This is a genomic window from Candidatus Desulfofervidus auxilii, assembly GCF_001577525.1.
Taxonomy (GTDB): Bacteria; Desulfobacterota; Desulfofervidia; order Desulfofervidales; family Desulfofervidaceae; genus Desulfofervidus; species Desulfofervidus auxilii.
In genome coordinates this window covers 1,770,859-1,793,891 of the sequence record NZ_CP013015.1, presented here as the reverse complement: position 1 = coordinate 1,793,891, position 23,033 = coordinate 1,770,859, and the positions used below count along the sequence as shown (strand labels likewise).

Annotated in this window: 21 protein-coding genes and 1 tRNA gene; 10 read left to right on the top strand and 12 right to left on the bottom strand. The window is 37.5% G+C overall.

Annotated features, from left to right (window positions below; all coding sequences use genetic code 11):
• Position 1: 1 nt before the first annotated feature.
• Both HS1_RS09010 and HS1_RS09005 read right to left on the bottom strand, forming a co-directional pair.
• Complete coding sequence (locus HS1_RS09010; RefSeq protein ID WP_066064198.1) at positions 2–952, bottom strand: hypothetical protein; 951 nt, start codon at positions 950–952, stop codon at positions 2–4.
• A 25-nt stretch (positions 953–977) separates the two neighbouring features.
• Positions 978–1,211, bottom strand: coding sequence for a hypothetical protein (locus tag HS1_RS09005; protein WP_156469437.1), 234 nt, complete (start codon positions 1,209–1,211; stop codon positions 978–980).
• Positions 1,212–1,391: 180 nt separating this feature from the next.
• Here HS1_RS09005 and HS1_RS09000 point away from each other — a divergent pair, with 180 nt between their 5' ends.
• Positions 1,392–4,826, top strand: coding sequence for a GAF domain-containing protein (locus HS1_RS09000; RefSeq protein ID WP_082757754.1), 3,435 nt, complete (start codon positions 1,392–1,394; stop codon positions 4,824–4,826).
• Between the two features lie 362 nt (positions 4,827–5,188).
• A complete protein-coding gene (locus HS1_RS08995; protein ID WP_066064188.1) occupies positions 5,189–5,479 on the top strand; it encodes a PilZ domain-containing protein in 291 nt (96 codons plus the stop codon).
• Between the two features lie 77 nt (positions 5,480–5,556).
• On the opposite strand, the gene HS1_RS08990 is transcribed toward HS1_RS08995, so the two are convergent.
• The 5 genes from HS1_RS08990 to HS1_RS08970 all read right to left on the bottom strand — a co-directional run bounded on the left by HS1_RS08990 (position 5,557) and on the right by HS1_RS08970 (position 11,084).
• On the bottom strand, positions 5,557–6,495 hold the full coding sequence (locus tag HS1_RS08990; protein ID WP_066064185.1) for a helix-turn-helix domain-containing protein: 939 nt from the start codon (positions 6,493–6,495) through the stop codon (positions 5,557–5,559).
• Between the two features lie 65 nt (positions 6,496–6,560).
• Positions 6,561–7,895, bottom strand: coding sequence for a B12-binding domain-containing radical SAM protein (locus HS1_RS08985; protein WP_172793670.1), 1,335 nt, complete (start codon positions 7,893–7,895; stop codon positions 6,561–6,563).
• On the bottom strand, positions 7,888–8,622 hold the full coding sequence (gene rlmB, locus HS1_RS08980; protein ID WP_066064179.1) for a 23S rRNA (guanosine(2251)-2'-O)-methyltransferase RlmB: 735 nt from the start codon (positions 8,620–8,622) through the stop codon (positions 7,888–7,890). The genes HS1_RS08985 and rlmB overlap by 8 nt, the downstream gene beginning before the upstream one ends.
• Positions 8,623–9,972, bottom strand: coding sequence for a hypothetical protein (locus HS1_RS08975; RefSeq protein WP_066064176.1), 1,350 nt, complete (start codon positions 9,970–9,972; stop codon positions 8,623–8,625). It abuts the gene before it with no gap.
• Positions 9,972–11,084: an SPFH domain-containing protein gene (locus HS1_RS08970; RefSeq protein WP_066064173.1), complete on the bottom strand. Its 1,113-nt coding sequence runs from the start codon at positions 11,082–11,084 to the stop codon at positions 9,972–9,974. Before HS1_RS08970 ends, HS1_RS08975 begins: the two co-directional genes overlap by 1 nt.
• Positions 11,085–11,193: 109 nt before the next feature.
• Between HS1_RS08970 and HS1_RS08965 the strand changes: the two genes are divergently transcribed.
• Positions 11,194–11,280, top strand: a tRNA-Leu gene (locus HS1_RS08965).
• Positions 11,281–11,332: 52 nt separating this feature from the next.
• Here the strand turns inward: HS1_RS08965 and HS1_RS08960 are convergent.
• Complete coding sequence (locus HS1_RS08960) at positions 11,333–12,802, bottom strand: HD-GYP domain-containing protein (RefSeq protein WP_066064169.1); 1,470 nt, start codon at positions 12,800–12,802, stop codon at positions 11,333–11,335.
• 123 nt (positions 12,803–12,925) lie between these two features.
• Entirely contained in the window at positions 12,926–13,435 is a 510-nt protein-coding gene (locus HS1_RS08955) for a stage II sporulation protein M (RefSeq protein ID WP_066064166.1), read from the bottom strand.
• 147 nt (positions 13,436–13,582) lie between these two features.
• Here HS1_RS08955 and ilvD point away from each other — a divergent pair, with 147 nt between their 5' ends.
• Positions 13,583–15,244, top strand: a complete 1,662-nt coding sequence (gene ilvD, locus HS1_RS08950; RefSeq protein WP_066066555.1) for a dihydroxy-acid dehydratase — start codon at positions 13,583–13,585, stop codon at positions 15,242–15,244.
• Positions 15,245–16,106: 862 nt separating this feature from the next.
• Here ilvD and rpsT read toward each other — a convergent pair.
• The gene (gene rpsT / locus HS1_RS08940; protein ID WP_066064160.1) at positions 16,107–16,391 is read right to left on the bottom strand and encodes a 30S ribosomal protein S20; all 285 of its coding nucleotides are present in this window, start codon (positions 16,389–16,391) and stop codon (positions 16,107–16,109) included.
• 477 nt (positions 16,392–16,868) lie between these two features.
• Here rpsT and HS1_RS12880 point away from each other — a divergent pair, with 477 nt between their 5' ends.
• Positions 16,869–17,027 (top strand): Druantia anti-phage system protein DruA, encoded by a 159-nt coding sequence (locus tag HS1_RS12880; RefSeq protein ID WP_172793669.1) that lies wholly within the window; start codon positions 16,869–16,871, stop codon positions 17,025–17,027.
• A 245-nt stretch (positions 17,028–17,272) separates the two neighbouring features.
• On the top strand, positions 17,273–17,551 hold the full coding sequence (locus HS1_RS08935) for a transposase family protein (protein WP_066064157.1): 279 nt from the start codon (positions 17,273–17,275) through the stop codon (positions 17,549–17,551).
• A 65-nt stretch (positions 17,552–17,616) separates the two neighbouring features.
• Here HS1_RS08935 and HS1_RS08930 read toward each other — a convergent pair whose 3' ends face one another.
• A complete protein-coding gene (locus HS1_RS08930; protein ID WP_066060228.1) occupies positions 17,617–18,447 on the bottom strand; it encodes an IS3 family transposase in 831 nt (276 codons plus the stop codon).
• Positions 18,448–18,463: 16 nt separating this feature from the next.
• On the bottom strand, positions 18,464–18,757 hold the full coding sequence (locus HS1_RS08925) for a transposase (protein ID WP_082757749.1): 294 nt from the start codon (positions 18,755–18,757) through the stop codon (positions 18,464–18,466).
• Between the two features lie 16 nt (positions 18,758–18,773).
• Between HS1_RS08925 and HS1_RS13170 the strand changes: the two genes are divergently transcribed.
• From HS1_RS13170 to dtd, 4 genes are all read left to right on the top strand, one after another.
• On the top strand, positions 18,774–18,998 hold the full coding sequence (locus tag HS1_RS13170) for a transposase (RefSeq protein WP_172793668.1): 225 nt from the start codon (positions 18,774–18,776) through the stop codon (positions 18,996–18,998).
• A 315-nt stretch (positions 18,999–19,313) separates the two neighbouring features.
• Entirely contained in the window at positions 19,314–20,840 is a 1,527-nt protein-coding gene (locus HS1_RS08915) for a lytic transglycosylase domain-containing protein (protein WP_066064148.1), read from the top strand.
• A 3-nt stretch (positions 20,841–20,843) separates the two neighbouring features.
• Complete coding sequence (ade, locus tag HS1_RS08910; protein ID WP_066066552.1) at positions 20,844–22,562, top strand: adenine deaminase; 1,719 nt, start codon at positions 20,844–20,846, stop codon at positions 22,560–22,562.
• A gap of 10 nt (positions 22,563–22,572) precedes the next feature.
• The gene (dtd, locus tag HS1_RS08905; protein WP_066064145.1) at positions 22,573–23,010 is read left to right on the top strand and encodes a D-aminoacyl-tRNA deacylase; all 438 of its coding nucleotides are present in this window, start codon (positions 22,573–22,575) and stop codon (positions 23,008–23,010) included.
• Positions 23,011–23,033: the final 23 nt, after the last annotated feature.

Genomic DNA, 23,033 nt, shown 5'->3' with positions numbered 1-23,033 from the left:
ATCATTTCTTTGGGGGTTCTATATCTTCTAAAACTTCTATATCTGATTCTGAAATATCAAGCTCTAAAGGAGTTTTCTCTACCTCTTCTAACACCTCAATGGGTTCAGGTATTGTTTCTGGACTTGTTGATTTCTCTTCATTTCTTTCAGGCATTTCAGAAGTTCTGTCCATTTTTTCTATTTCTACCAAAGTTCCTTCTATCTCTTCAAAAACAGATTTTGCTTCTGGATAAAGTGACAGGTCCTCTTCTGGTTCGGCTACTTTTTCTTCAGATAGTTTTTCCACTTGTGGTTCTTGTGCCAATTCTGTGATCTTTTGTATTTCTTCAGAAGGTGGGAGTTCTTCTTCTGTCTGGGCTATTTCTTCCTCTTTAGGTAATTCTTCTACTCCTTCTGGTTCCTGGAGCAGTTCTGAGGCTTTTTCTATTTCTTCAAGAGGAGAAAAAGCCTCTTTGGGTATTTCTTTTTCTTCAGGAAATTCTTCTATTGTTTCTTCAAAAGGAGGTAAGGTCTCTTCTATCTCGGTTATTTCTTCCTTTGCTTCTAATTCCTGTGCTGGCTCTACCGGTTTTTCTGGCTTCTCTGAAGGGAGTAGGGTTTCTCCAACTGTCTCTAGTTCAGATATTTCTTCATTTACTTCCGCTTCTGGCTCTTTTGCCAGTTCTGGGGTTTCTATCTCTTCAGTGGGGTAAAGGACTTCTTTTTCTTGATCTGTTTTTTCTTTTATTTCTGTTTCCTGCACTGGCTTTGCGGCTTTCTCCAGCTCTTCGGACAGGGAAGCTTCTTCGGCTTTTTTTTCTTCCGTAGCTAATAAGTCTGTAAGAAAGTTTGGGCTTTGTGGTTTTATACCTTTAATGTTTAGTTGGGTCTTATATTCGCTCCATGCCATACCACACTTAGGACAGGCATCTAAATAATCAAAAGAACAATAACCGCATTTAGGACACCGCATATTTTAATTTTTAACACAATTATCTTTATAAAGCAAGTAACTCAATTGCAGATTTGGGGAGCATTAGGGATTTCCCTACTGCATTTGTGTGACATCCAATACAGTTTGAAATAAGTAAATACTCTTGTGGCTCATCTGAAATACTACCTGTTTGTTGTCCATTGCTAGGATCCCAACCTCCAAATTTTACTACAGGCTGGCCATCTTGACTGTTATGCATGGTATGACAGTTTGAGCATACACCAGTTACCTTTGCCATAACTAATGGAAGAAAAATTAAATTAATTTTAATGAAGAACGTGATGACCAATAAACTTATTTTTTGAGCCATATTCATGTCATTTTTAATTATGAATGATTTAACACTTTTAGTCAACTGGAACCCTGCTCTCCTCTTTTCAAACTTGAAACACACTTAATTCTATTTTATACTCAAAATATGTCTTTGGGAAAGCACTATAAAAGAGTAATTGTAACAGTGCTTACCTTCGTGTGCGCAAGCCTAACTTATTATTCTCATTTCATGTTACGTACTGATGTTGTCTTTTCCCATCTTTTCTATATTCCTATCGCCTTGGCTGGGTTCTGGTGGGGGAAAAGAGGTATCCTGATACCTATTCTATTAGGCGGATGGCTGGTAATTTCTCATGCACTTTCAGCATTGCCTGTTCCTTTTAGATTAGACCTTATACGATTTTTTATGTTTACTACTGTTGGCTTAGTCGTAAGTACACTCAGAGAGCAAACTCTAAAAGGTGAGCAGGCCTTAAAAGAGACCAGAAACTATTTAAACAGTCTCATCCACTGTGCCAATGCCCCTATTATGGTCTGGGACAAACAAGGTAAAATTAGCCTATTTAATAATGCCTTTGAACGACTAACTGGCTATAAGGCACAGGAAGTAATAGGCAAATCCCCAAACATTTTATTCACCCAGACAAGCAAAGAGGAATCACTTAAAAAGTTTGAGCAAACCTTAAAAGGTGAGCAATTAGTGTCATTGGAAGTGCCTATCTGCTGTAAAGATGGGAAAGAACGTATCCTTTTATGCAATTTGGCTAATATCTATGCCCAAGATGGTAAAACACGGGTAGCTACCATTGTCCACGCTCAGGACATTACTTTAAGGAAACAGGCTACCGAAGCCCTTCATATCCAGATGAAGGAACTAGAGGAAGACAAACAAACTGCTGAGTCCTCGCTTGCCCAGCGAATAAAAGAACTAGGAGCCTATAAAAGAATTACAGATGCTATGCTCGAAACCCTTGATTTAGAAAGGAGGTTGGAGAACGCACTTAAAGAAATCCTGGATATAACAGGTGGAGAAAAGACAGGAGTGGGCCTTAGAGAAGATGACCGATTAATCATAAAAAAACAATTTGGTTTTTCAGAAACCTTTATGGCCTGGGCAGGGGATTTAGCCATTGAAGATATTCCTTCTGTCAGCAAAATTACCATAGGCTGGAATAGCCTCCCTGATCCCTCTTCTCGTTTAGAAATAGCCCTAAAAAAAGAAGGAATAAAGAGCTGGGTAATCGTTCCCTTAAAATTAAAAAAGGAGTTTTTGGGCATACTTATTCTGGCCTCAGAAAGGCCTAATGCCTTTTCTCAAGAACAAATTGATATGCTTTCCACTTTGACAAATAGCTTGACTTTTATGTTACAACATGCACACCTCTATCGCACTGCCCAAGAGAGATTAGCCCGCCTGACTACCTTACGGGAAATTGATATGGCCATCTCGGCTAACCTATCTATGGAGGGAATTATTAAAGTAGTCCTTGAAAAGATTAGTCCCCACATCTGGGTGGATGCCGTTGGAATAAGCCTGATGGACTGGGGACAAAAACGCACTATACTGGCTAGGACTCATCTTCCAGGCGATGTAAGCATAGAGGGAGAGGCTTTTGGTCTATCTGATAGTCTTTTATACCAACTTGGGGTTGAGAAGAAACCGGTGATTATTTATGATGTGAAGTCTGACCCTAGACTGCAGAATCACCGGAATATCATTAGAAAGTATAATCTATGTTCTTATATAGGAGTGTCCCTGGTAGTCCAGGACAAGCCTATAGGTGTGCTTCATCTACTTACTACTCAACCTAAAGAATTCAGCAAAGAAGATATGAATTTCTTTACTACCCTAGCAGGGCAGGCAGCTATCTCAGTCCAAAATGCCCGTCTTTATGAAGAGGCCAAGAAACGGGCGCAAAATATGGAGGTGCTGGCTGATGTAACCTTTAATTTCGCACAACTCGGTGAGGAAGTGGATTTGGCTAAACAGGCACTTCCTTCTGCTTGTAGAGTTGTGGGGGCAAAAATGGGCATTTTGTGGTGGTATGATGAGCTTAAAAACACCCTGGAGATACTTGCTATGGTGGGTATTTCACAGGAAAAAATAGGCACTATAATATCTTGTTCAGACCCAAGTAGTAGCCCTTTAGCCTTAGCAGCAGTTAGCAAAAAACCAATTTATATCCCCGACCTAAATAAAGAACCTATTTTGGAAGGCCTCCCTATTGGTTCAGCTTATATAGTGCCTTTGATTTATTACCAACGTTTTTTTGGCATCTATTGTTTCCTCTCAAGGCGCAAAGATGGCTTCACTTCAGAGCAGCGCAACCTGGCTGACGTATTTTCAAGTCATGTCTCTAGCGCCATTGAGAATGCAAGATTATTTAAGGAAACCCAGCGTGCTTACCAAGAATTGAAAACTACTCAAGAACAGCTTATTCAGGCACAAAAGATGGAGGCCATAGGCAGGTTGGCCGGTGGAGTAGCCCATGATTTTAATAACTTGCTTACCGGTATTCAGGGGTTTACTGAACTCAGTCTAATGAAAATCAAAGAACATGACCCAGTTTATCAAGATATAAAAGAGATTCATCGCTGTGCCTTGCAGGCAGCCAGTCTTACCCGCCAATTGCTTCTTTTTAGTAGAAAACAACCTATGGATATGAAGCCCATTGACTTAAATATCACCATCCAAAATATGATAAAAATGCTTAATCGCCTAATAGGAGAGAATATTTCTTTAAAAACTGAGCTTATAGATGGGCTCTGGCCTACTGAGACTGATCCTGGAAATATAGAGCAAGTGATTATGAACCTGGTTATTAATGCTAGGGATGCCATGCCAGAGGGAGGAGAAATTCTGATTAGTACTCAAAATATTCATATAGATGAATCATACCTGAAAATCCAACCAGAGGCTAGGTGTGGGAATTTTATTTGTCTTTCTGTAAAAGATACAGGAATAGGAATGGACCAAAAAACTCTAAAACACATCTTTGAACCATTCTTTACTACCAAGGAACCTGGAATAGGCACAGGCCTTGGTCTTTCAGTAGTTTATGGGATTGTCAAACAGCACCAGGGATGGATTGAAGTAGAAAGTTTTAAAGGGCAAGGAACTACTTTTAGGGTGTATTTGCCTGCTATACCTTTAAAGCCCATCAAAGATAAAGAAAGTTTGGTTTCTCTAGAAGCTTTCAAAGGCCAGGGAGAGCGTATCTTGTTGATAGAAGACGATACTGCTGTAAGAGAGTTTACAGAAAGAGGACTCTCTGAAAATGGTTACATAGTCTTTGCCTGTGCCACTGCCCAAGAGGCATTAGATATATTTGAAAGAAAACAAGGAGATTTTGACCTTATTTTGACCGATCTAATACTACCTGATAAAAAAGGAACCCAGTTAGCAGAACACATTCTTAAAGTCAAACCCCAGAGTAAAATGTTATTTATGAGTGGATATAGGGATGAAAAAGCAGGTTGGGATAAGATTCAACAATGGGGATTTCCATTTCTTCAGAAGCCATATTCCTTACCTGACTTGCTTAAGACCACAAAAAAGGCGCTTAAAGAAAAGCTATAGATATACATTATCTAGCATCCATGCCTGAACAGTTACCATTTTGCTCCACCCTACCTTAACTAAAAAGCGCACTTTCTCTTTTTCCTTTAATTATTAAGCTTAAAAATATTAAAGAGGAAGGCGAAAAAAGAAATTTTTTCTTTAAGAGACTATTTTTCTGTCAAGCCTGTCTGCCGACAGGCAGGCCTGTCTGCCGACAGCCGGCGGGGGCAGACAGATTTGTGGGTTTTCTTTTAAAGTTATTACGGATTTGAGGAGCTTACCTTACCTTTCTTTTCGGAAAGCTTCTGAAAATTCTGGGGAAAGTCCTGGTAAAATTTATATTTGACTAAAAGTCAATTATGTGGTATTAATAGGTGTTTATGCCTGAAAGAAGGCGTTATCCTAGAAAGAAAACTCTAAATTTAGTATTTTACAACGATAATGGTATAGGTAGAATTCGTAATTTAAGTGTAAAAGGAGCTTTAATAGAGACAGATAAAAATCCACCATCTTCTAGCCGTTTAGAATTAGCCATTGGAGTGGAAAAGTTTTATGCATTGACTGGAAGGGTGGTGTGGATACAAAAAGCAGATATAAACAAATGGCATTTTGGAGTTGAGTTTGACACTATTCAGGAGTTTCCTACTTTAAATATTGGACAAACTTTTTAACGTTAATTGCAACAGTGCAACTTTTTTGTTTCAATTTGAAAAAGTGAGGAAAAATTAAAGCAGCCCTCTTAAGGACTTTATCCCATTAAGAGGGCTTCCTTAGATAATCCAAATATCCGTGCAATCTTCTCTATGTTTTTTCTTTTAGGTATGGACTTGCCTTTTTCCCACATATTAACAGTAATCCTAGCACATTTAAGCCGTCTAGCCAAATCTGTTTGAGTCCATCCCTGAAGGTGCCTTAATGTTCTGATTTTCTTTCCAATTTCTCCTTGACGACAGGCACGACGATACCGAGCATCAAAAGTGCGTTTTATTATTCTCTCCAAGAATTTCCGACAAATTCTTACTACTTTAGCACTTTCTGTCCGTTTGCGGCTAAAATACAACTGTTCAAGGAGCACAAAAGTTGCACAGGCTACTGGTAAAACCTCTTTAAAACGAGTTTCAATTTGTTTTTTTATTTCTCTCCTGGGCAAGAAGTTACCTTTGTCATCTTTGAACAAAGGCACAAGATGCCTCTCCACATAGCGTTCAACCAATTCTTCCCAATTTGGAGTTTGGAGACTTCGCTGTGCCTTTAGTAACTTTTGTCTCACTCCTTCACGTGTCATCCCATAGTCTCTTCCAATTTCGCTCAGAGTTTCACCATAAAAATAACGTCTGACAAAAAATACTCTTTCCTTTTCAGGGATATACCTAGTCAGTTTTTGTAATATTTCTGTAAATGGAGTATTCAGAAAATCCCTTTCTATCTCGTGCCAATTTGTGACAAATTGTGTCAATTTTTCCATTAAGCTTTCCACAGACCTATGCCACAAGTTCCGGATAGCCAATGCCTTACTTACTGGAGTTTCTGCTAAATTACCCAAAGTTTTAATGTTTAAGAAAGTGCACAATTTTGCTTCCCGTTCATTAAGTCCCAGACACTCCACTGCATAATCTTTAAAAGGGTGGAGTTGTCTTAAACTTATTTTTTCCCCAAATTTTGTATCTTTTTTGGCAACTGCTTTCATACTTTACTTTCTCTCCTTTTAACTTTTTTATTTACTTCTTGATTATAAAATAACACATCTTTTATCTATATGCAAGAGGTGTGCCAAATTTTTCTTTTTAATCTATTAAGAACCTCAAAAGAGAATGTTTTAGAAGCACAAGGAAGAAGAGAATTATTATGAGTTAAGGGCTCATTAATTAAGTCATATTCACTATTAAGTATGGCCTTTTTAAAAAGCCTTGTGCCTGGAATAGGAGAATACTCAGCCAGCCGAGGAATAATACCTAATTTTTGGACAAAGGTGATGGTTTCTTCTATTTCTGAAATGTTTTGTTCAGGTAAACCTATTAAGATATAAGCCCCAATTTGTTTTGGACTAAAACCTGCTTCTAAAAGATAATAGACGGCTTGAGTAAACTCCTCTCTAGTCAATTTTTGGTCATATCTTTTAAAACTTGCTGTTTCCAGTCCTAATCTCACTGTTCTTACCCCAGCTTGATACATCAACTTAGCTATTTGGGAAGTGATAAAACGGGCATGAAGACCATTTGGAGTATGAAAGTTAGCATTCATTTTTCTCTCTGCCAACATTTTGAATAAAGGTATAGCGTGTTGTTCAGGATTTACTAACAGCGCATCGTCATAAAAGGCAAATTCTTTAATATTAAATTTCTGATGCCAAAAAAGTATTTCTTTAATTACATCTTCTGGAGATCTTTGATAAAAGGTAGGAAAAAGAAGATTGGATGCACAGTAAGCACAATGAAAAGGACAGCCACGAGAGGTTAAGATACAAACATAATCCAGAGGTAAGAGGAGGTCAAAGGCAGGATATAAAGAGTCAGAGAAGCATTCCAATTTAGGATAACTCATTTTTTCTAAAATAGAAGGTAGAGTTATTTCTGCAGGTCCTTTAATTACAAAATCGGCCTTAGAATATTCAACTGCATGCTCATAACACACTGTAGCATAAATACCACCTAAAATTACAGGCACATCTGGCCACATTTTTTTGCAAATATTAATGACCGCAAACACTCCAGGATACCAATAAGTCATACCTGATGTGACTAAAATTACATCTGGCTTTGGTATCCGACTTAGTTCTTTTAAGAAAAGTCTATAAGTAAGCCCATAACGATAATAATTTCTAGGTACATGACTCAAAAAGCTAGGTTTAGGAATTATTTGGCGGAAAAATTTGCCTGTGCCATTATGCTTACGGGTAGCTGAGCGGACTTGGGGTTCAAAGGGCATCTGAGGGTGATGAGGATTAAGACAATCTATCATATAAATTTTCCAATTATTTTTCCTAAGCCAGGCCGCAATATAGAGTAAACCCAAGGGTTTGGCCCAAAAATCATGGGCAGCAAAATCGTATATCCAAGGATTGATTAAAAGGCAACAGGGTTTATTCATGCCCTTTAAATTTAGCAAAGATTTCATACAGACAGACAGCAGTAGCTATGGCTACATTTAAAGAACCAATATTGCTTTTCATAGGAATGGTGATAAGAAAGTCGCACTTTTCTCTAATAAGTCTGCTTAGGCCCTTTTGCTCATGCCCTACCACTACTACAAGAGGGAAGGGAGGTTTAAAATCCCACAATGGTATACCATCCTTAACCACTGTACCTACAATCCAAAACCCTTTGGACTTAAGTTTATCTAGGGTTTGAGCCAGATTTGTTATGCGTGAAATGGGCACTTTTATTACTGCTCCAGCCGAGGCTTTTATGACAGAAGGGGTAATGCTTACTGACCTATCTTTAGGTAAAATCACTCCATCCACCCCAAAGGCATAGGCACTGCGAATGATATTCCCCAAATTTTGGGGATCCTGAATGTGGTCTAAGGCCAGTAATAAACGGGAGCTTATTAGTGTTTCTAATTCACAAAAGGAAAATTCTTTTAAGACTGCTAATATTCCTTGGTGGACAGGTTTTGATGTAGTTTTTTCAAGTAGTTTGTCTAAATACATCCTGGGATAAATCTTTACCGGCACATCCTTTTCTTGGGCTAGTATAAGCAATTTTTGTCTTTTGCTGGTCTTTATTTCTTTGGCTAAAATCAGTTTTTTTACCTTTGAAGGTTGAGAGGTAAGCAATTCTATTACAGGATGGAAGCCATAGACATAAGTAACCATTTATAAAAAATCTCCCCATTTTAAGGCATTGGCTGGGATGGATATATTCATAGCTTGGTATAAAAGGACCAAATCAATCCCTTTTTGGGTAAAGGGCAAAAAAACCAGAGTAATTTTATCTATCTTTGGTTTTATCCTTGGCAATTTAGGGAAAAAGTGTTTTTTTAATGTGCCTATGCTGGCTATTACCAATTTTACAGAGTTTAAAGCCTCTGTTGGAGGCAAGAGTACATGATGGGCATTGGATACAGGCTGGTGGAGATAGGAATAATCAGGTTGAGCAAGGGTGATGGATTTAGCCATGTGTAAAAACTGACGAGGATTGATTTTAAAGGCAGGAACGTAAATATGGAATGGAGATTTTTTATGATGGTCTTTTATTATTTTGGGTAGGTTAGAGAAACGAATTAAATCCGCTTGGGTATAGAGAGAAAAATCAGGCACAGTAGCATTAATACGCCAAAATGGCAAATAAAATACTTCTTGCTCTGTTTTGGCTGTTTTATAATCTAGCTTTTTAAATTTATTCTGTGACACATACCAACCCTGACCGCAGTGATGGCAAAACACGGCCCATGCTTCTTCATTACAAGGCATGTCCCAACCACATTGGGGGCAAATTAGGGGTAAAAATTGTAATGTAGGCAATTTGGAGATTCGTTTCTTTTTTAGACAATTTAAACCTTCTTTAGTTAAATTACCGATGTTTTGTCCTGAGAGTCCATCCTTTAAAATAACTCTTTGGTTGTTTTTTTCAATAATTAGGGGAAAATAGATAAGGCTTACTGCTTCACCAAGAAAATCGCTAAAAACAATTTTGACAGATGCCTCTTTCATTCCTTTTTTTATGTTTTTATTAATTTTTCTGTGGATATAATGAAATATTTTATCCCCAAAAGTATTTATGTTATAAATCTTTTCTGGAACACCATCTTTGTCTGTCGGCTTTTCTTTTAGCTTATGGAAAACTTCTTTAAAGCCCATTTGGGGGAATAAAAAAATACCTCCCTTTTCCATATTAGCAAATTCCAAGTTCACAGCTTGAGGACGTACACCTAAAGAAGTAAAAGCCAAGGGTATATCAATGGCCATAAGAGTTTTATCAATTATTTTAGCTTCTATTTTAGGAGGCATTTTAAGTGAAAAGGTAATGCCCTTGATGCGCCAGAATGGAATAAAAAGAACTTGAGCTTCAGGGTCTTTTGGAGAGAACATATAGCAGAAAAAAGGTTGCGAAAAAAGATAAAGCCTGGTCTTACAATATTCACAATTTAAGACACGTTGCGTTTCTTTGAGACAAACCGGGGCACCACACTGGGGACAATTTGTCTGGATGTGCCATTTTTGCATTATTTCAATTTTTCACCGCAAAAGTTGCAAAAGACAGCCTCTGGTAAGTTTTCACCCCCACAATGAGGACATTTAATAGAAGTTGGTTTTTGGTTAACAGGTTGGCCACACCGCGGACAGAAAACAGCATTAGGAGGTAAATTTTTCCCACAATTTTGGCACTTATGAATGATAGCTAACTGATGACCACAAAAGGGACAAAACCTAGCATCTTGAGGTACAGGTTGATGACATTCAGGACATGCAAGGGATGAAGTCTGTATTTTCTGCCCCATCGCTCCCATAAGAAACCCCGGCATCATTAATCCTAAACCCAAGCCAAGTCCACCCTCTGCAGTCCCTCTACCCTCGGCCGCAGTTTCCATAGCCATTCCTGCCTTCATTTTAATAAACTTATTTAAATCTCCCAATATGGCCAAACGTCCCTTGTCGTCAATAGCTTGTTGCACCTCAGGAGGTGGCGTAATAGAATTAATGTAAAGACTAGCTAACCGCAGACCATATCGTGAGAAGTCTTCTCTTAGTCTTTGCTGTAATCCTGTGGCTAACTCGTCATATCTACTAGGTAAGTTCAAAATTGTATCTAATTGTTCTCCAATATGATCATTAAATCTAGAGACAATAACTCGGCTGAGAAAATCTTCAATTTCCTCAGTGGTATAAACACCTTGGGTGCCAACCAAGCTATTTACAAATAAAACAGGCTGAACAATCTGGATGTTGAATATACCAAAGGCACGGAGCCGAACAAGTCCAAGTTCTGAGTCTCTAAAAGCAACAGGGTCTCTTGTTCCCCATTTTAGATTGGGAAATATTTTCATATTGGTAAAATAGACTTCTGCCCTAAAGGGACTGGTAAATCCCCAAGGTATACTCAACACTTTGGTCAGAATAGGAATATTTTTAGTAGATAGGGTGTGGCGACCAGGACCGATGGCATCATAGGCCCGGCCGTTATAAAAAAATACTGCTGCTTGATTATCCCGCACAATTAACTGTGCTCCAAGTTTTGTCTCGCCTGATCCATCTTCTGGAATACGATGTACAAGTTCCTTTCCGGTAATATCAAACCACTCAATAACTTCTAGAAAAATTACATTGTTTTTTCCCATCAGATTACCCTAAAAAATAATTTTTAAAAAATAGCATGTTTATTGCCGAAAATCAACGCTACCACCCTTATTTGACAATACATAAGAGATTTTTTATAATTTAGTTGCCGCCGGAGTGGTGGAATGGAAGACACGGGGGACTCAAAATCCCCTGGGCTTTATGCCCGTGTGGGTTCAAATCCCACCTCCGGCACCAATTTTGCTTTTATAAGTCACAACCCCGAAATCTCCTTTAAAAAGGATACCTGTTAACTATTTTCTCCTACTATTTTCAAAAATAACTCTACCAATCGTGGGTCAAATTGACCGCCTGCACCCTTTTTAATCTCTTCCAAAGCCTCCTGTTTTGACATAGCCTTTCTGTAAGGACGATCACACAGCATGGCACTATAGGCATCTACAATGGTTACTATCCTGGCCAATAGTGGGATTTCTTCTCCTTTTAACCCTTTAGGGTATCCTTTCCCATCCCATCGCTCATGGTGATAAAGAATATCTTCGGCAATAGGATTTAATTCTGGGATAGCCTTCGCCAGAGAATAGCCTATTTCACAGTGGGTCTTCATAATCTCCCATTCTTCAGGAGATAACTTTCCTGGTTTGTGCAATATTAAATCGGCTATACCAATTTTACCAATATCATGTAAAGTAGCCAACAGTCTCACTTCTTTTATTTTATCTGATGGAAGGCCTATTTCTTTGCTCAGGGAGGTAGCAAAAAATTGCTTTTGTTCATAATGTTTTAGGGTATATAAATCCCGTCTAGCTAACATAAGCTTAAAGGAATCAATTAAGTGTTTTTGTGCAACTGTCTCGCCAAGTAGTTTATTTCTATACATATGTTGGTCTGCTTTTTTTAACACCTCTTCCATATTTTTATATTGGCCATATTGGACAGCATACCCTAAAGAAACGCTCAGCTTTAATTCAGATTTTTGATTACTCCCCTCACAGGCATCATTAACCCGTTTACAAAGAGACCGAACAGTGTCTTCATTAACGTTTGGCAAAATGATAACAAACTCATCACCTCCTATGCGAGCTACCACATCTTCCTTGCGAAATATAGAAGAGAGGATGTTTGCTAAACGCTTTAAAAGTTCATCTCCTTTGGCATGGCCGAAGTTGTCATTGACAAACTTGAGGTTATCAATATCTACCATAATAACACCTATAGGGTATTTCCGCGGAGTATTGAGCCGTTTTAGCTCTTCTTCAAAATAGGCCCGATTGTATACACCAGTTAAGACGTCGTGGAAACTAAGATACTTAATTCTTTCTTGTGCTTTCCTATAGTGAGTAATATTTTTTGAAATTACACCGATAGCCGTTATTTGGCCGCTCCTAGGGTCTTTTATAGGGCTTAAAGTGCGGATGTAATATTTGCCATCTCTTATACTTTTATATTCGTAAGATAGTGATTTCCCAGTTTCTAAGACTTGGTGAACCTTTTTGGTAAAATCTTCTGTTTCTTGAGGTGTATGAAATGCACCGTATGGTTTACCTATGAATTGCTCATTTTTTAAACCAAGCCTGGATAGGTGTTTTGAATTCATGAATAAATAGTTACAATTTCTATCTACTAAATATATATGGTCTTCACTAGACTCCACTACAGAACGATATTTTTCCAGTGTTGCTTCCAATTCAGCAATCTTTTGCCGTTTTTTTTCCAACTCATTTATGAGTTGTTTTTTGGTCTTATTCTCGTTTTTCATAATTATTGTTTCTAATTTATAATTTATTTAAAGCAAATTTTGTGCCTTGTTTATTTTATTACTGTATTAGGAAAAAAACAATATTTAGGTAGCAATTTTTGTTTATTTAGTGACAAATTTTGTTTAATTTTTGGTGAATGCCTTTATTAAACTTGTTTCTATAAGGCCAGAAATGATCAAAAGGGGTATTATTACAAGGAAATATACATAAAGTCCCTTATAAAACATTTGGAGTGAGGACCAAAACAAAAAATTAGGATAAAGGGATATACTGATTTTTATACCCATAGAAAGGCTAATCCAGGCAGCAGGTAGTTCAAACAGAGAAACAGGATTTAAAAAAATTGCTATATAGTCCAATCTTCCTGTCTCTGTCAGGATAATTATACCTACATTTATCCCAAGGAGAATAGCAAATATAATTGGGAATCCTAACAAAAATCCTGAGATTAGGTTGGCAAATAATGAAAGGGAATTAAAGAAAAATATAAAGAGGAAAATTTTTAAAAAAGGGTCATGGGGACTTAAATATCTCTTTCCCAATCTCCAGATCCATAAAGGGAAGAAAAGAAATATTTTTAGCTGCTTTTTAAACACCCAAGGAGAAACAAGCAGACCAAAGCAAAAGAGCATACCACATAATATAGTTAATTTGAGGTCAATTATCCTTAAGACGTTTGAGTAATGTAGCATCTAATTTTATTTAATACTAAACTTGATATTTCTTATAAATCTTTTTAAACTTTGTCAAAAATTTTCACTCGGAGGCAAAACATGAAATTGCGCAGTCGGCGGATGGTGGAAGGTTTGGCTAAGGCCCCTCATCGGTCTTTGTTTAAGGCCATGGGTTACATTGATGAAGAATTAAAACGGCCATTGATTGGGGTAGTGAATGCAGGCAATGAACTAATTCCTGGCCATATTCATCTGGATAAAATCACTCAAGCAGTCAAAGCAGGGGTAAGGATGGCCGGAGGGACCCCCATGGAGTTTGGGGTAATTGGTATGTGTGATGGAACAGCCATGCACCATGAAGGGATGAAATATAGTCTAATGAGCAGAGAAATCATTGCTGATTCTATTGAAGTCATGGCTATGGGACAACCCTTTGATGGTTTAGTTTTAGTTACTAACTGTGACAAAATCATTCCAGGGATGTTAATGGCGGCCTTAAGGTTAAACATCCCCAGCATCATTGTCAGTGGTGGCCCTATGTTATCTGGTATTTGGAGAGGTAATAGGGTAGATTTGATTTCTGTTTTTGAGGGAGTAGGCGCAGTAAAGGCAGGAAAAATGAGCCCAGCCGAGTTGGCCGAATTAGAAAATGTAGCCTGTCCTGGATGTGGTTCATGTGCAGGGATGTTTACGGCTAACTCTATGAATTGCTTAAGTGAAGCCATTGGTTTGTCCCTTCCTGGCAATGGCACCATACCAGCAGTAATGGCAGGAAGAATAAGGTTAGCAAAGGAAGCAGGCAGACAGATTGTGAAATTAGTAGAGGCAGAAATTAAACCCAGAGATATAGCTACTTCAAAGGCCTTTAAAAATGCTATTTGTGTGGATATGGCTCTGGGATGTTCAACCAATACAGTTTTACACCTGATGGCCATTGCTCACGAAGCCAAAGTCCCTCTTTCTTTGAGTATATTTGATGAAATGAGCCATAAGGTGCCTCATATTTGTAACTTGCGTCCTGGAGGTCCACATTTTCTAGAAGATTTAGATAGAGCCGGTGGTATTCCAGCAGTAATGAAAGAGTTGGCTAAGATTAATCTTTTACATTTAGAAGTGTTAACTGTTACGGGTAAGACATTAGGCGAAAATATTGCTCAAGCACAAAATAAAGATACCTCTGTAATCCGTCCCATAGATAATCCTTATGAACCAGAAGGGGGCCTAGCTATTTTGTATGGGAACCTCGCGCCTGAAGGAGCGGTGATAAAACAATCTGCAGTGATGAAAGAAATGAAAGTGTTTACAGGAAGGGCAAAGAACTTCAATGATGAAGAATCTGCCACAGAGGCTATTCTAGAAGGGAAAATTGAGCCAGGGGATGTAGTAGTAATCCGCTATGAGGGACCAAAGGGTGGGCCAGGTATGCGGGAAATGCTTACCCCTACTTCGGCCATTGTGGGTATGGGTTTAGATAAAGAGGTAGCTCTTATTACTGATGGTAGGTTTAGTGGAGGCACTAGAGGAGCAGCTATTGGCCATGTCTCTCCAGAAGCAGCCGCTGGAGGACCTATTGCCTTAGTAGAAGAAGGGGATTTAATTGAAATCAATATTCCTGAAAGGAGACTAGATTTGAAAGTTACAGAACAAGAGTTGGTCAGAAGAAAAAAGGCTTGGCAGCCCTTAGCCCCTAAAATCACTGAAGGATATGCAGTAAGATATGCCTCTTTAGTTACCTCAGCTAGTCAAGGGGCAGTATTTAAGATATAAAATCATGGAAACACTGCGCTGTCTCATTTGTGGGGGTAAAGCTGAGATAAAAGGGCGTTGAGCCAATGCCAAAGTAGTCTGCCGTGATTGCGGGCTAGAACAGTCAATAGATAATTATAAAGACCAAATTGAGGAACTTAAAGAAAAATGGGTTTGTGAATTAGAAGATGAAAAAAGTGAATAAAAAATAAAAAGGGGTATCCCTCTGTAGAAAACTTGAGTAATACAATTTATAACGAAATTCAAGTCAATGTTTAATCCTTTTTCTTCCAAATAATGATGTGAGTATTATCAAATGGAATAGACCTTACAGGTAAATAATATTTAGGGATGGTCTTAAAGACTTGTCTGATAAGAGAGATTTGAAGAGGGTAAACTGAAAAAGGCAGCCAAGATCAGAAAAAAATGCCACCACCAGGGCCCTAGAAATATAGAGGCAGTAGTTAATCTGTATCCTCCTATTTGATAAAAAAGGATGTATGCCTATATCAAGGCAGCCATAAAGTAAAATTGCAAATAAAGGTAGAAATGTTCCCGTAAGAAAGATAAGGCTATCCCTGAGTATTTTCTTGCTCTGGAGAAAAATAAAGAGCAGAAAATGTATAAGCAAAGGAGTAGCCGTCTGACGAATGATTATGGCTATGGCCAATGAAATGCCAGAAAGGAAAAGATAGATTTCGTTTTCACCTGCATAAAGCAAGTATAAATAAATTGCAATAATATAGGGATAAAAACAACCTCAAAATGTAAACTTTACTGCCCAGGATTTTAAAAATATTGGCTATCCAATTGATTCTATTAGCATTTATATCCATTTTGTAATAGGTGAAAAAGTGATATCTAAGAAATCTTAGAGATTTTTTTATTGTGTATTTTGATAGCCTTGTTTTAAAAGATTAACCTGTTTTGTCAGCCGAGAAATTTTTCTCGCTGCATTTCGCTTATGTAATACTCCTTTAGAAGCAGCTTTAGAAATTATAGGAATGGCCTTTTGTAAGGCCTTTTCTGCTTCCTCCACTGCTTTTGAAGTGATAGCCAGACGCACTTCTTTAATCACATTCTTTACCCTAGTTTTATAAAAACGATTGCGCTTGGTCCTTTTTTCTGTTTGTCTAATGCGTTTAATTGCCGACTTGTGATATGCCACTACCTTCTCCTCCTTTGCGTTTGAAATTTACTTGTATCATAGAAATACCTTGTGTCAAGTAGTGTTTTAATAAGATTTTTCCCAGAATTTTTAAAAGCTTTCTAAAAAGAAAGGTAAGGTGAGCTCCTCAAATTCGTAATAACTTTAAAAGAACCCCCCAAATATAGTAACTGACCTTACGCATATTATAAAAAATCATTTTTTAAGGGTTGCGGTCAAAGAAAAACTTCTTTTTTGCCTTCCTCTTTAATTTTAATATTTTTAAGCTTAATAATTAAAGAAAAAACTTTTCCCCTTTACCCAACTCTACTTTTTAAAAAGCAGATTGTGAAGTGCCATCAAGATTGGTGAAAGCCACCTTGAAGGCAGGACTACGTCAAAGTCACGAAATAATTTGTTTTTTTAACAGATATTAAAACCCTCCGGCTTTTTCCTCCCTTTTGTGTTATAAGTAAATTAATAGATGAAAAGAATATTTTGCGTGAAGTAAAAATAAGGCCTATTAGAAAGGAAGAGTTTTCTCTATGGAAGGAATTGATGAATAAATATCACTATCTTGGTTATAAACGGATGCCAGGGAAAAATATTCATTATATTACTACTTTAAGGGATAGATGGGTAGCACTTTTGGGGTAACGTAACAGGCATTATTATCCAAATAACCATTCCAAAGGGGTATTTGTTTATCCACTCTTTAAGGATGCAAAAGCTCTTTTAAAGGCAGAGATTTTGCCATATGATTTCAATCTTTTATACAGGAGGGATTTTATGGAGGCTTTAAGGGATTTTCCTATAGAGTCCCTTATTTCTGAAATAGGCAAGATAACAGAGCCAAGGAACCAGGGGTATAAGACATCCTTTGGATGTGGTTTTAGGGATTAGTGTTTGTGCTGTGTGGGGCAAGGAGTTTTTTAGCAATTGGGCAATGGACAAAGGGTTTACCAAAGGAGATATTAAAGAGATTTGGTGCTAGAAGAGATGAGCCACCAAGTGAACCTACTATAAGGAGGACAATACACAGTATTGATGCAGATGAATTTGATAGAGGGATTAGCAATTGGTTAATAAGCCAAAAATGTTTTAAAGGCAAAGGTTTAGCGGTAGATGGTAAGGTATTGCGTGGTGGGAGTGGGATGCCCCCAAATTTTGGACACTGTTAGTGTTAGGGGGTCGTTATAACGACCCCCTAACTTGGACATCACCAATGTTAGGGTTAAAGAATCTTTTATTCTCTGCCTTTTTCCCATATTTCCTTTGGTGTTTTGTATCCAAGTGCACTGTGTAATCTGCAAGTGTTGTAATCCTCTATCCAGTTGTTTATCTTTTCCCTTGCCTCAAAAATATCACTAAATATCTCTCTATTCAAGCATTCAAGGCGCAAAAGCTTGTGAAAGCTTTCCATATGACCATTATTAAATGGCTGTCCAGGTGGTATCACTTCCTCTTCTATATTCCATCTATGTATAAGTGCCTTGAAATGTTTTGATTTAAATTCAGGCCCATCGTCACGTCTTATCATTTTGGGAGGCCCGTATAGTCTAAAAAGTTCTTCAAGATGCTCAGATACAACTTTACCACTAATACTAAAGCCAACCACAGGCTCAAATGCCCTCCTGGAATAAACATCTATTACATTGAACACTCTAAAAGCCCTTCCATTTTCGAGACTGTCATGGATAAAATCCATTGCCAAAATTTCTCCGGCATAGGTAGCAGGAGCAGGATTGAATTCTTTTTGCCTTGTCTTATGCCGCCTCTTGCTCTTAAAGAAACCATATCTATTAAATCCCTCTTCTTTCCAAATCCGATAAACCTTTTTGTGATTTACATTAAAACCCTCTTTCTTAAGAAGCACAGTAATTTTTTTGTAACCATAAGTTTTATAAATCATGGCTAATTGCCTTATCCTTTCCCGTAAAATCTTATCTTTAGAAAATTTAGTTGTTTTATAATAAAAGGTTGAACGAGAAATCTCTAATCTCTTAAGTATCACACTTAAAGAAATACCTTTAGGAGAAATCTGTTTACTTATGCTATGTATTCTTTTAGCTAACATGTGTTTTTCCTCTAGGTTAGAAGTTTTTTTTAATAAGTTCTGTTAGTGTTTGTATTTCTAATTCTTTTTCAGCTAAAAGTCTTTTAAGTCTTGCATTTTCTTCCTCAAGAGCTTTGAGTCGTTTGGCTTCAGAAGCAGAAAAACCCTTGTATTTTTGTCTCCAGCGATAGATAGTTTGTTCTACTATTCCATATTTTCTAGCGACAAACGCCACAGAGTTACCTGGAGTTTCAGCTTCAGCCAAGATACGAATGATTTGGTCAATACTAAATCTATTTTTCTTCATAGCCGCTCCCCTTAATCCTAACATTTTACATGTCCAAAAAATGGGGAGCAATCCAGGAGGACTTAAATTACTCTCAGCGATTGTGCATAAAGAAGGAATAATTATAAAACAAAATGAGATAAGAGAAGGTACAAATGAGATTAAGGCATTTAAGCCATTACTTAAAGATATAGAGATTAATGGGGCGGTTGTAACTGCTGATGCGATGCATTGTCAAAGGGAGAATGCCAAATTTTTAGTAGAAGAAAAAGGGGCAGACATCTAAATTAATTATTCAAAATTCTTTCTACTTAATGCTACAGGAGTAGCCTGTCTGCCCCTGCCCGACCGGCAGGTGGGGACAGGCAGGTATGCTGAAATAGTGTTTAATTTTGCTTTTTTAATCTTTTAATTATCTTTTTTATTTAAAAAACCTTCCTGCCTGTCGGCAGACAGGTTGTGCTACAAAAATTACCTCTTTATCTGTTCTAATTAAACTACTTTGCCGTATCCCTATATTCAAAATTTAAAACCCTTGTCAAAAAAAATCTTTTAAGGTATTAAAACCCTTTATATAAAATAAAACTAAATTTGGGTCAAAGTGAAAAGGATTCTTAATTTTTTTATATCTTGTGTTTTATTAGCTGGATGTGTTCCTTCTAAACCACCTTCTTTACCACAAACCCCTGTTTGTGAAAAAAAATCCGCTTTAAATATTTCTGAAAAGGCTACTTCGCCTATTCCCAAAAAGGAAGGCAAAAAACCCTTAGTTGCGGAAAAAACGCCTATTAAAAAAACACCACTAATAACCAAAAAAATTTCTCCAAAGAAAAAGGTTGCCACCATACCTATTGTTATCAATGATAGAGTTCAGACCTTTATCAATTATTATACTAAAAATCCTAATGGTCGGAGGTGGTTTCACCAGGTATTAACTCGTGCCCAAGAGTATAAACCCCTTATGGAAAAAATCTTATTAAAGGCAGGACTACCTAAGGAGGTATTTTATTTAGCGTTTGTGGAAAGTGGCTTTGATAATCATGCTTATTCTTATGCTCATGCCTGTGGACCATGGCAATTTATTGCCAGCACAGCTACTCACTACGGTCTTAAGATAGATTACTGGGTAGATGAAAGAAAAGACCCAGAATTGGCTACTAAGGCAGCTGCCCGTTATTTAAAAGACCTCTATAGTCAGTTTAAAGATTGGTATCTTACCGCGGCTGCTTATAATGCAGGAAATGGGACTATTCAAAAATTGATAAAGAGATACAAAGTAAGTGATTATTGGACTCTTATCAAAAAGGCCAAAGAGTTAAAATTAGAAACCAAGCAATATGTTCCTAAATGGATAGCTACCATTACCATTGCTAAAAATCCAAAGGCATATGGCTTTGAGATTAAACCCAAAGACCCCTGGGATTGCGATAAGGTGCATACTTATGGCCTTACAGACCTTACCCTCTTAAGTAAAGAGACTATGATTCCATTAAAAAAACTAAAAAGACTTAACCCTGCCTTAAGGCGTCCCTTTACCCCACCTTATCCTTATTTTTTACACATACCCAAAGAGAAAAAAGAAATTGTCTTGGCCTCTCTAGGGGCACAAGCAGAAACAACTCAGGTTTTTAAACATTTTCGATATTATAAAGTAAAACCTGGGGATACACTTTGGGAGATAGCCAGAAAAAATCGAAAAAGTGTTGATTTCATTGCTAGACTTAATGGTATATCTCCTCCTTATATCCTTCGACCTAGGCAAAAGCTCCTTATTCCCTATGGTGAACCCCAAACTAGTATTTATACTCAAAGAGATAAAACAGGCCATTACAAGATAATTTATACCGTGAAGTCAGGAGATACCCTCTGGGATATTGCCCGCCTTTTCGGGACTTCGGTAAGGAAATTAAAGAAATCAAACAAGATTAAAGGCTGTATTTATCCTGGAGATCAACTCCTTATTCCTCTTCCCCAAAAAATCATTATTTATGAAGTAAAAAAAGGAGATACGCTTTGGGATATTGCTAGAAAATTTAAAACCACCATTAGAGAGATTATTTCTTTAAACAAACTTTCTTCATCTTTAATCCGGCCAGGCGACAAATTGAAAATAAAAATTGAGGGCTAATTGGTGCAGAATTTTACTCACCTCATTAGAGTAGCAAAGGGTGAAATCCCTGCAGATTTGCTAATAAAAAATACTCAGGTAGTAAATGTATTTAGTGGTAAGATATTTACTGCTGATGTGGCCATAACCGAAAAATATATTGCAGGTATTGGTGATTATCAAACTGGTAAGCAAATAATTGATGCCCAAAATGTCTATCTTATTCCTGGCCTTATGGATGCCCATATTCATCTGGAGAGCACTCTTTTAACTCCCTCTGCCTTTGCCCGGGCAGTCATCCCTCACGGAACTACTTCTATCTTTATTGACCCTCATGAGATAGCTAATGTTTTAGGAATAAAGGGTATAAATTATATGTTAAAGGCCACTGAAAATTTACCTTTAAATGCATTTATATTAGTGCCTTCCTGTGTCCCAGCCACAAATTTAGAAACCAGCGGAGCTTCTATTACGGCAGAGAAAATAGCTAAGTTACTTCAACATCCACGTGTGGTTGGATTAGCAGAGATGATGAATTTTCCAGGAGTAATCAATGCGGATAAAACAGTATTGGGTAAGATTATGGCAACTCATGCCACTCAAAAAGTAATAGACGGACATGCCCCTTTATTGACGGGAAAAATGTTGCAAGCATACATCGGTGTGGGTATTGATTCTGACCATGAGACCACGCAACTAAATGAAGCTATAGAAAAATTAGAAGCCGGTATGTGGTTGATGCTTCGCCAGGGCACAGTAGCCAAGAACCTCCTCACTCTTCTACCAGTAGTGAATTCATTTACAGTCCATCGCTGCCTTCTTTGCTGTGATGATAAAGAACCCACTGATTTACAAAAACAAGGTCATATTGACCATCTTATTAAATTAGCCATCAAGGCAGGCATCAATCCCATTTGGGCCATAAAGATGGCTACTATAAATTGCGCACAACGATTTGGCATAAAAAGACTTGGGGCTATTGCTCCTGGATATAGGGCAGATTTGGTATTAGTAAATAATTTAAGGGATTTCCAAATAGAAACAGTGATTAAAGATGGAGAGGTAATTTTTGAAAAAGGGGAATTAAAAGTTTCTTTATCTCCCTATATTGAGCCTGAAGTAACCAATACGGTCCACTTAAAGGATATTTCTCCTGATGACTTTCGCATCTTTGTTCAAGGGAAAAAGGTAAGAGTTATTGGACTTCTGCCTGACCAAATTATCACCAAACACCTTATAAAAGAAGTAACAAAGAATGGAGAAGAAATTGTCGCTGATTTAGAACAAGATATTATAAAAATAGCTGTTATTGAGAGACACCATGCCACTGGAAATATAGGGTTGGGTTTGGTTTCTGGATTAGGCCTTAAAAAAGGGGCCATCGCTTCTTCAGTGAGTCATGATAGCCATAATATTGTAGTAGCTGGGGTGAATAATCAAGATATGTATATTGCGGTTAAGGCTGTTGAAAAAATGCAAGGAGGGTTTGTCTTAGTAGAAAATGAGATGGTGAAGGCAGGATTAGCTCTGCCCATTGCTGGACTTATTTCTCCTTTAAGTGCTCAAGAGGTGGGGTTTCATATGAAAACCTTGTGTCAGGAAGCCAAAAATTTAGGTATTTCTCTTCCAAACCCATTTTTAACACTGTCTTTTGTTGCCCTGCCTGTAATTCCAGAGTTGCGTTTAACAGACAAAGGTTTGGTAGATGTAAATAAATTTGAGTTTGTAGGTTTGGAGATTTAAAATATTTTAAATGAGAATTTTAGTTCAGCGGGTAAAAGAGGCAAAGGTTTTAGTAAATGGACAAATAATAGGGCAAATTGGAAAAGGCATTTTAGTATTTTTAGGCATTGCCAGAGGCGATAATATAACGCAGGCAGAATGGTTGGTCAAAAAGGTTTGCTCTCTTCGGATATTTGCTGATAAAAACTCTGAATTTAATCTTTCTCTAAAAGAAATTGGTGGAGAAATCTTAGTAGTTTCCCAATTCACTCTTTACGGTGACTGCCGAAAAGGACGTAGGCCTTCTTTTGACCAGGCAGCACCTCCTCCAGAGGCTCTCCTTCTCTATGAAAGTTTCATCAAGCTTATCAAACAACAAGGTATCAAAGTAGCTACTGGTAAATTTGGTGCTTTAATGCAAGTTCATCTAATCAATGACGGGCCAGTTACGCTGATATTAGAAAGATAAAAATTGACACAAAAAACAAAATC

Coding starts and splice junctions, on each gene's coding strand:
- HS1_RS08930 (WP_066060228.1), bottom strand. CDS start 18,447: ATGTTAGCTAAAAGAATACATAGCATAAGTAAACAGATTTCTCCTAAA.
- HS1_RS08955 (WP_066064166.1), bottom strand. CDS start 13,435: ATGCTCTTTTGCTTTGGTCTGCTTGTTTCTCCTTGGGTGTTTAAAAAG.
- HS1_RS08925 (WP_082757749.1), bottom strand. CDS start 18,757: ATGTTAGGATTAAGGGGAGCGGCTATGAAGAAAAATAGATTTAGTATT.
- HS1_RS08975 (WP_066064176.1), bottom strand. CDS start 9,972: ATGCAAAAATGGCACATCCAGACAAATTGTCCCCAGTGTGGTGCCCCG.
- HS1_RS09000 (WP_082757754.1), top strand. CDS start 1,392: ATGTCTTTGGGAAAGCACTATAAAAGAGTAATTGTAACAGTGCTTACC.
- HS1_RS08970 (WP_066064173.1), bottom strand. CDS start 11,084: ATGGGAAAAAACAATGTAATTTTTCTAGAAGTTATTGAGTGGTTTGAT.
- HS1_RS08960 (WP_066064169.1), bottom strand. CDS start 12,802: ATGAAAAACGAGAATAAGACCAAAAAACAACTCATAAATGAGTTGGAA.
- dtd (WP_066064145.1), top strand. CDS start 22,573: ATGAGAATTTTAGTTCAGCGGGTAAAAGAGGCAAAGGTTTTAGTAAAT.
- HS1_RS09005 (WP_156469437.1), bottom strand. CDS start 1,211: ATGGCAAAGGTAACTGGTGTATGCTCAAACTGTCATACCATGCATAAC.
- HS1_RS09010 (WP_066064198.1), bottom strand. CDS start 952: ATGCGGTGTCCTAAATGCGGTTATTGTTCTTTTGATTATTTAGATGCC.
- rlmB (WP_066064179.1), bottom strand. CDS start 8,622: ATGGTTACTTATGTCTATGGCTTCCATCCTGTAATAGAATTGCTTACC.
- HS1_RS13170 (WP_172793668.1), top strand. CDS start 18,774: ATGGGGAGCAATCCAGGAGGACTTAAATTACTCTCAGCGATTGTGCAT.
- HS1_RS08985 (WP_172793670.1), bottom strand. CDS start 7,895: ATGAATAAACCCTGTTGCCTTTTAATCAATCCTTGGATATACGATTTT.
- HS1_RS08990 (WP_066064185.1), bottom strand. CDS start 6,495: ATGAAAGCAGTTGCCAAAAAAGATACAAAATTTGGGGAAAAAATAAGT.
- HS1_RS08995 (WP_066064188.1), top strand. CDS start 5,189: ATGCCTGAAAGAAGGCGTTATCCTAGAAAGAAAACTCTAAATTTAGTA.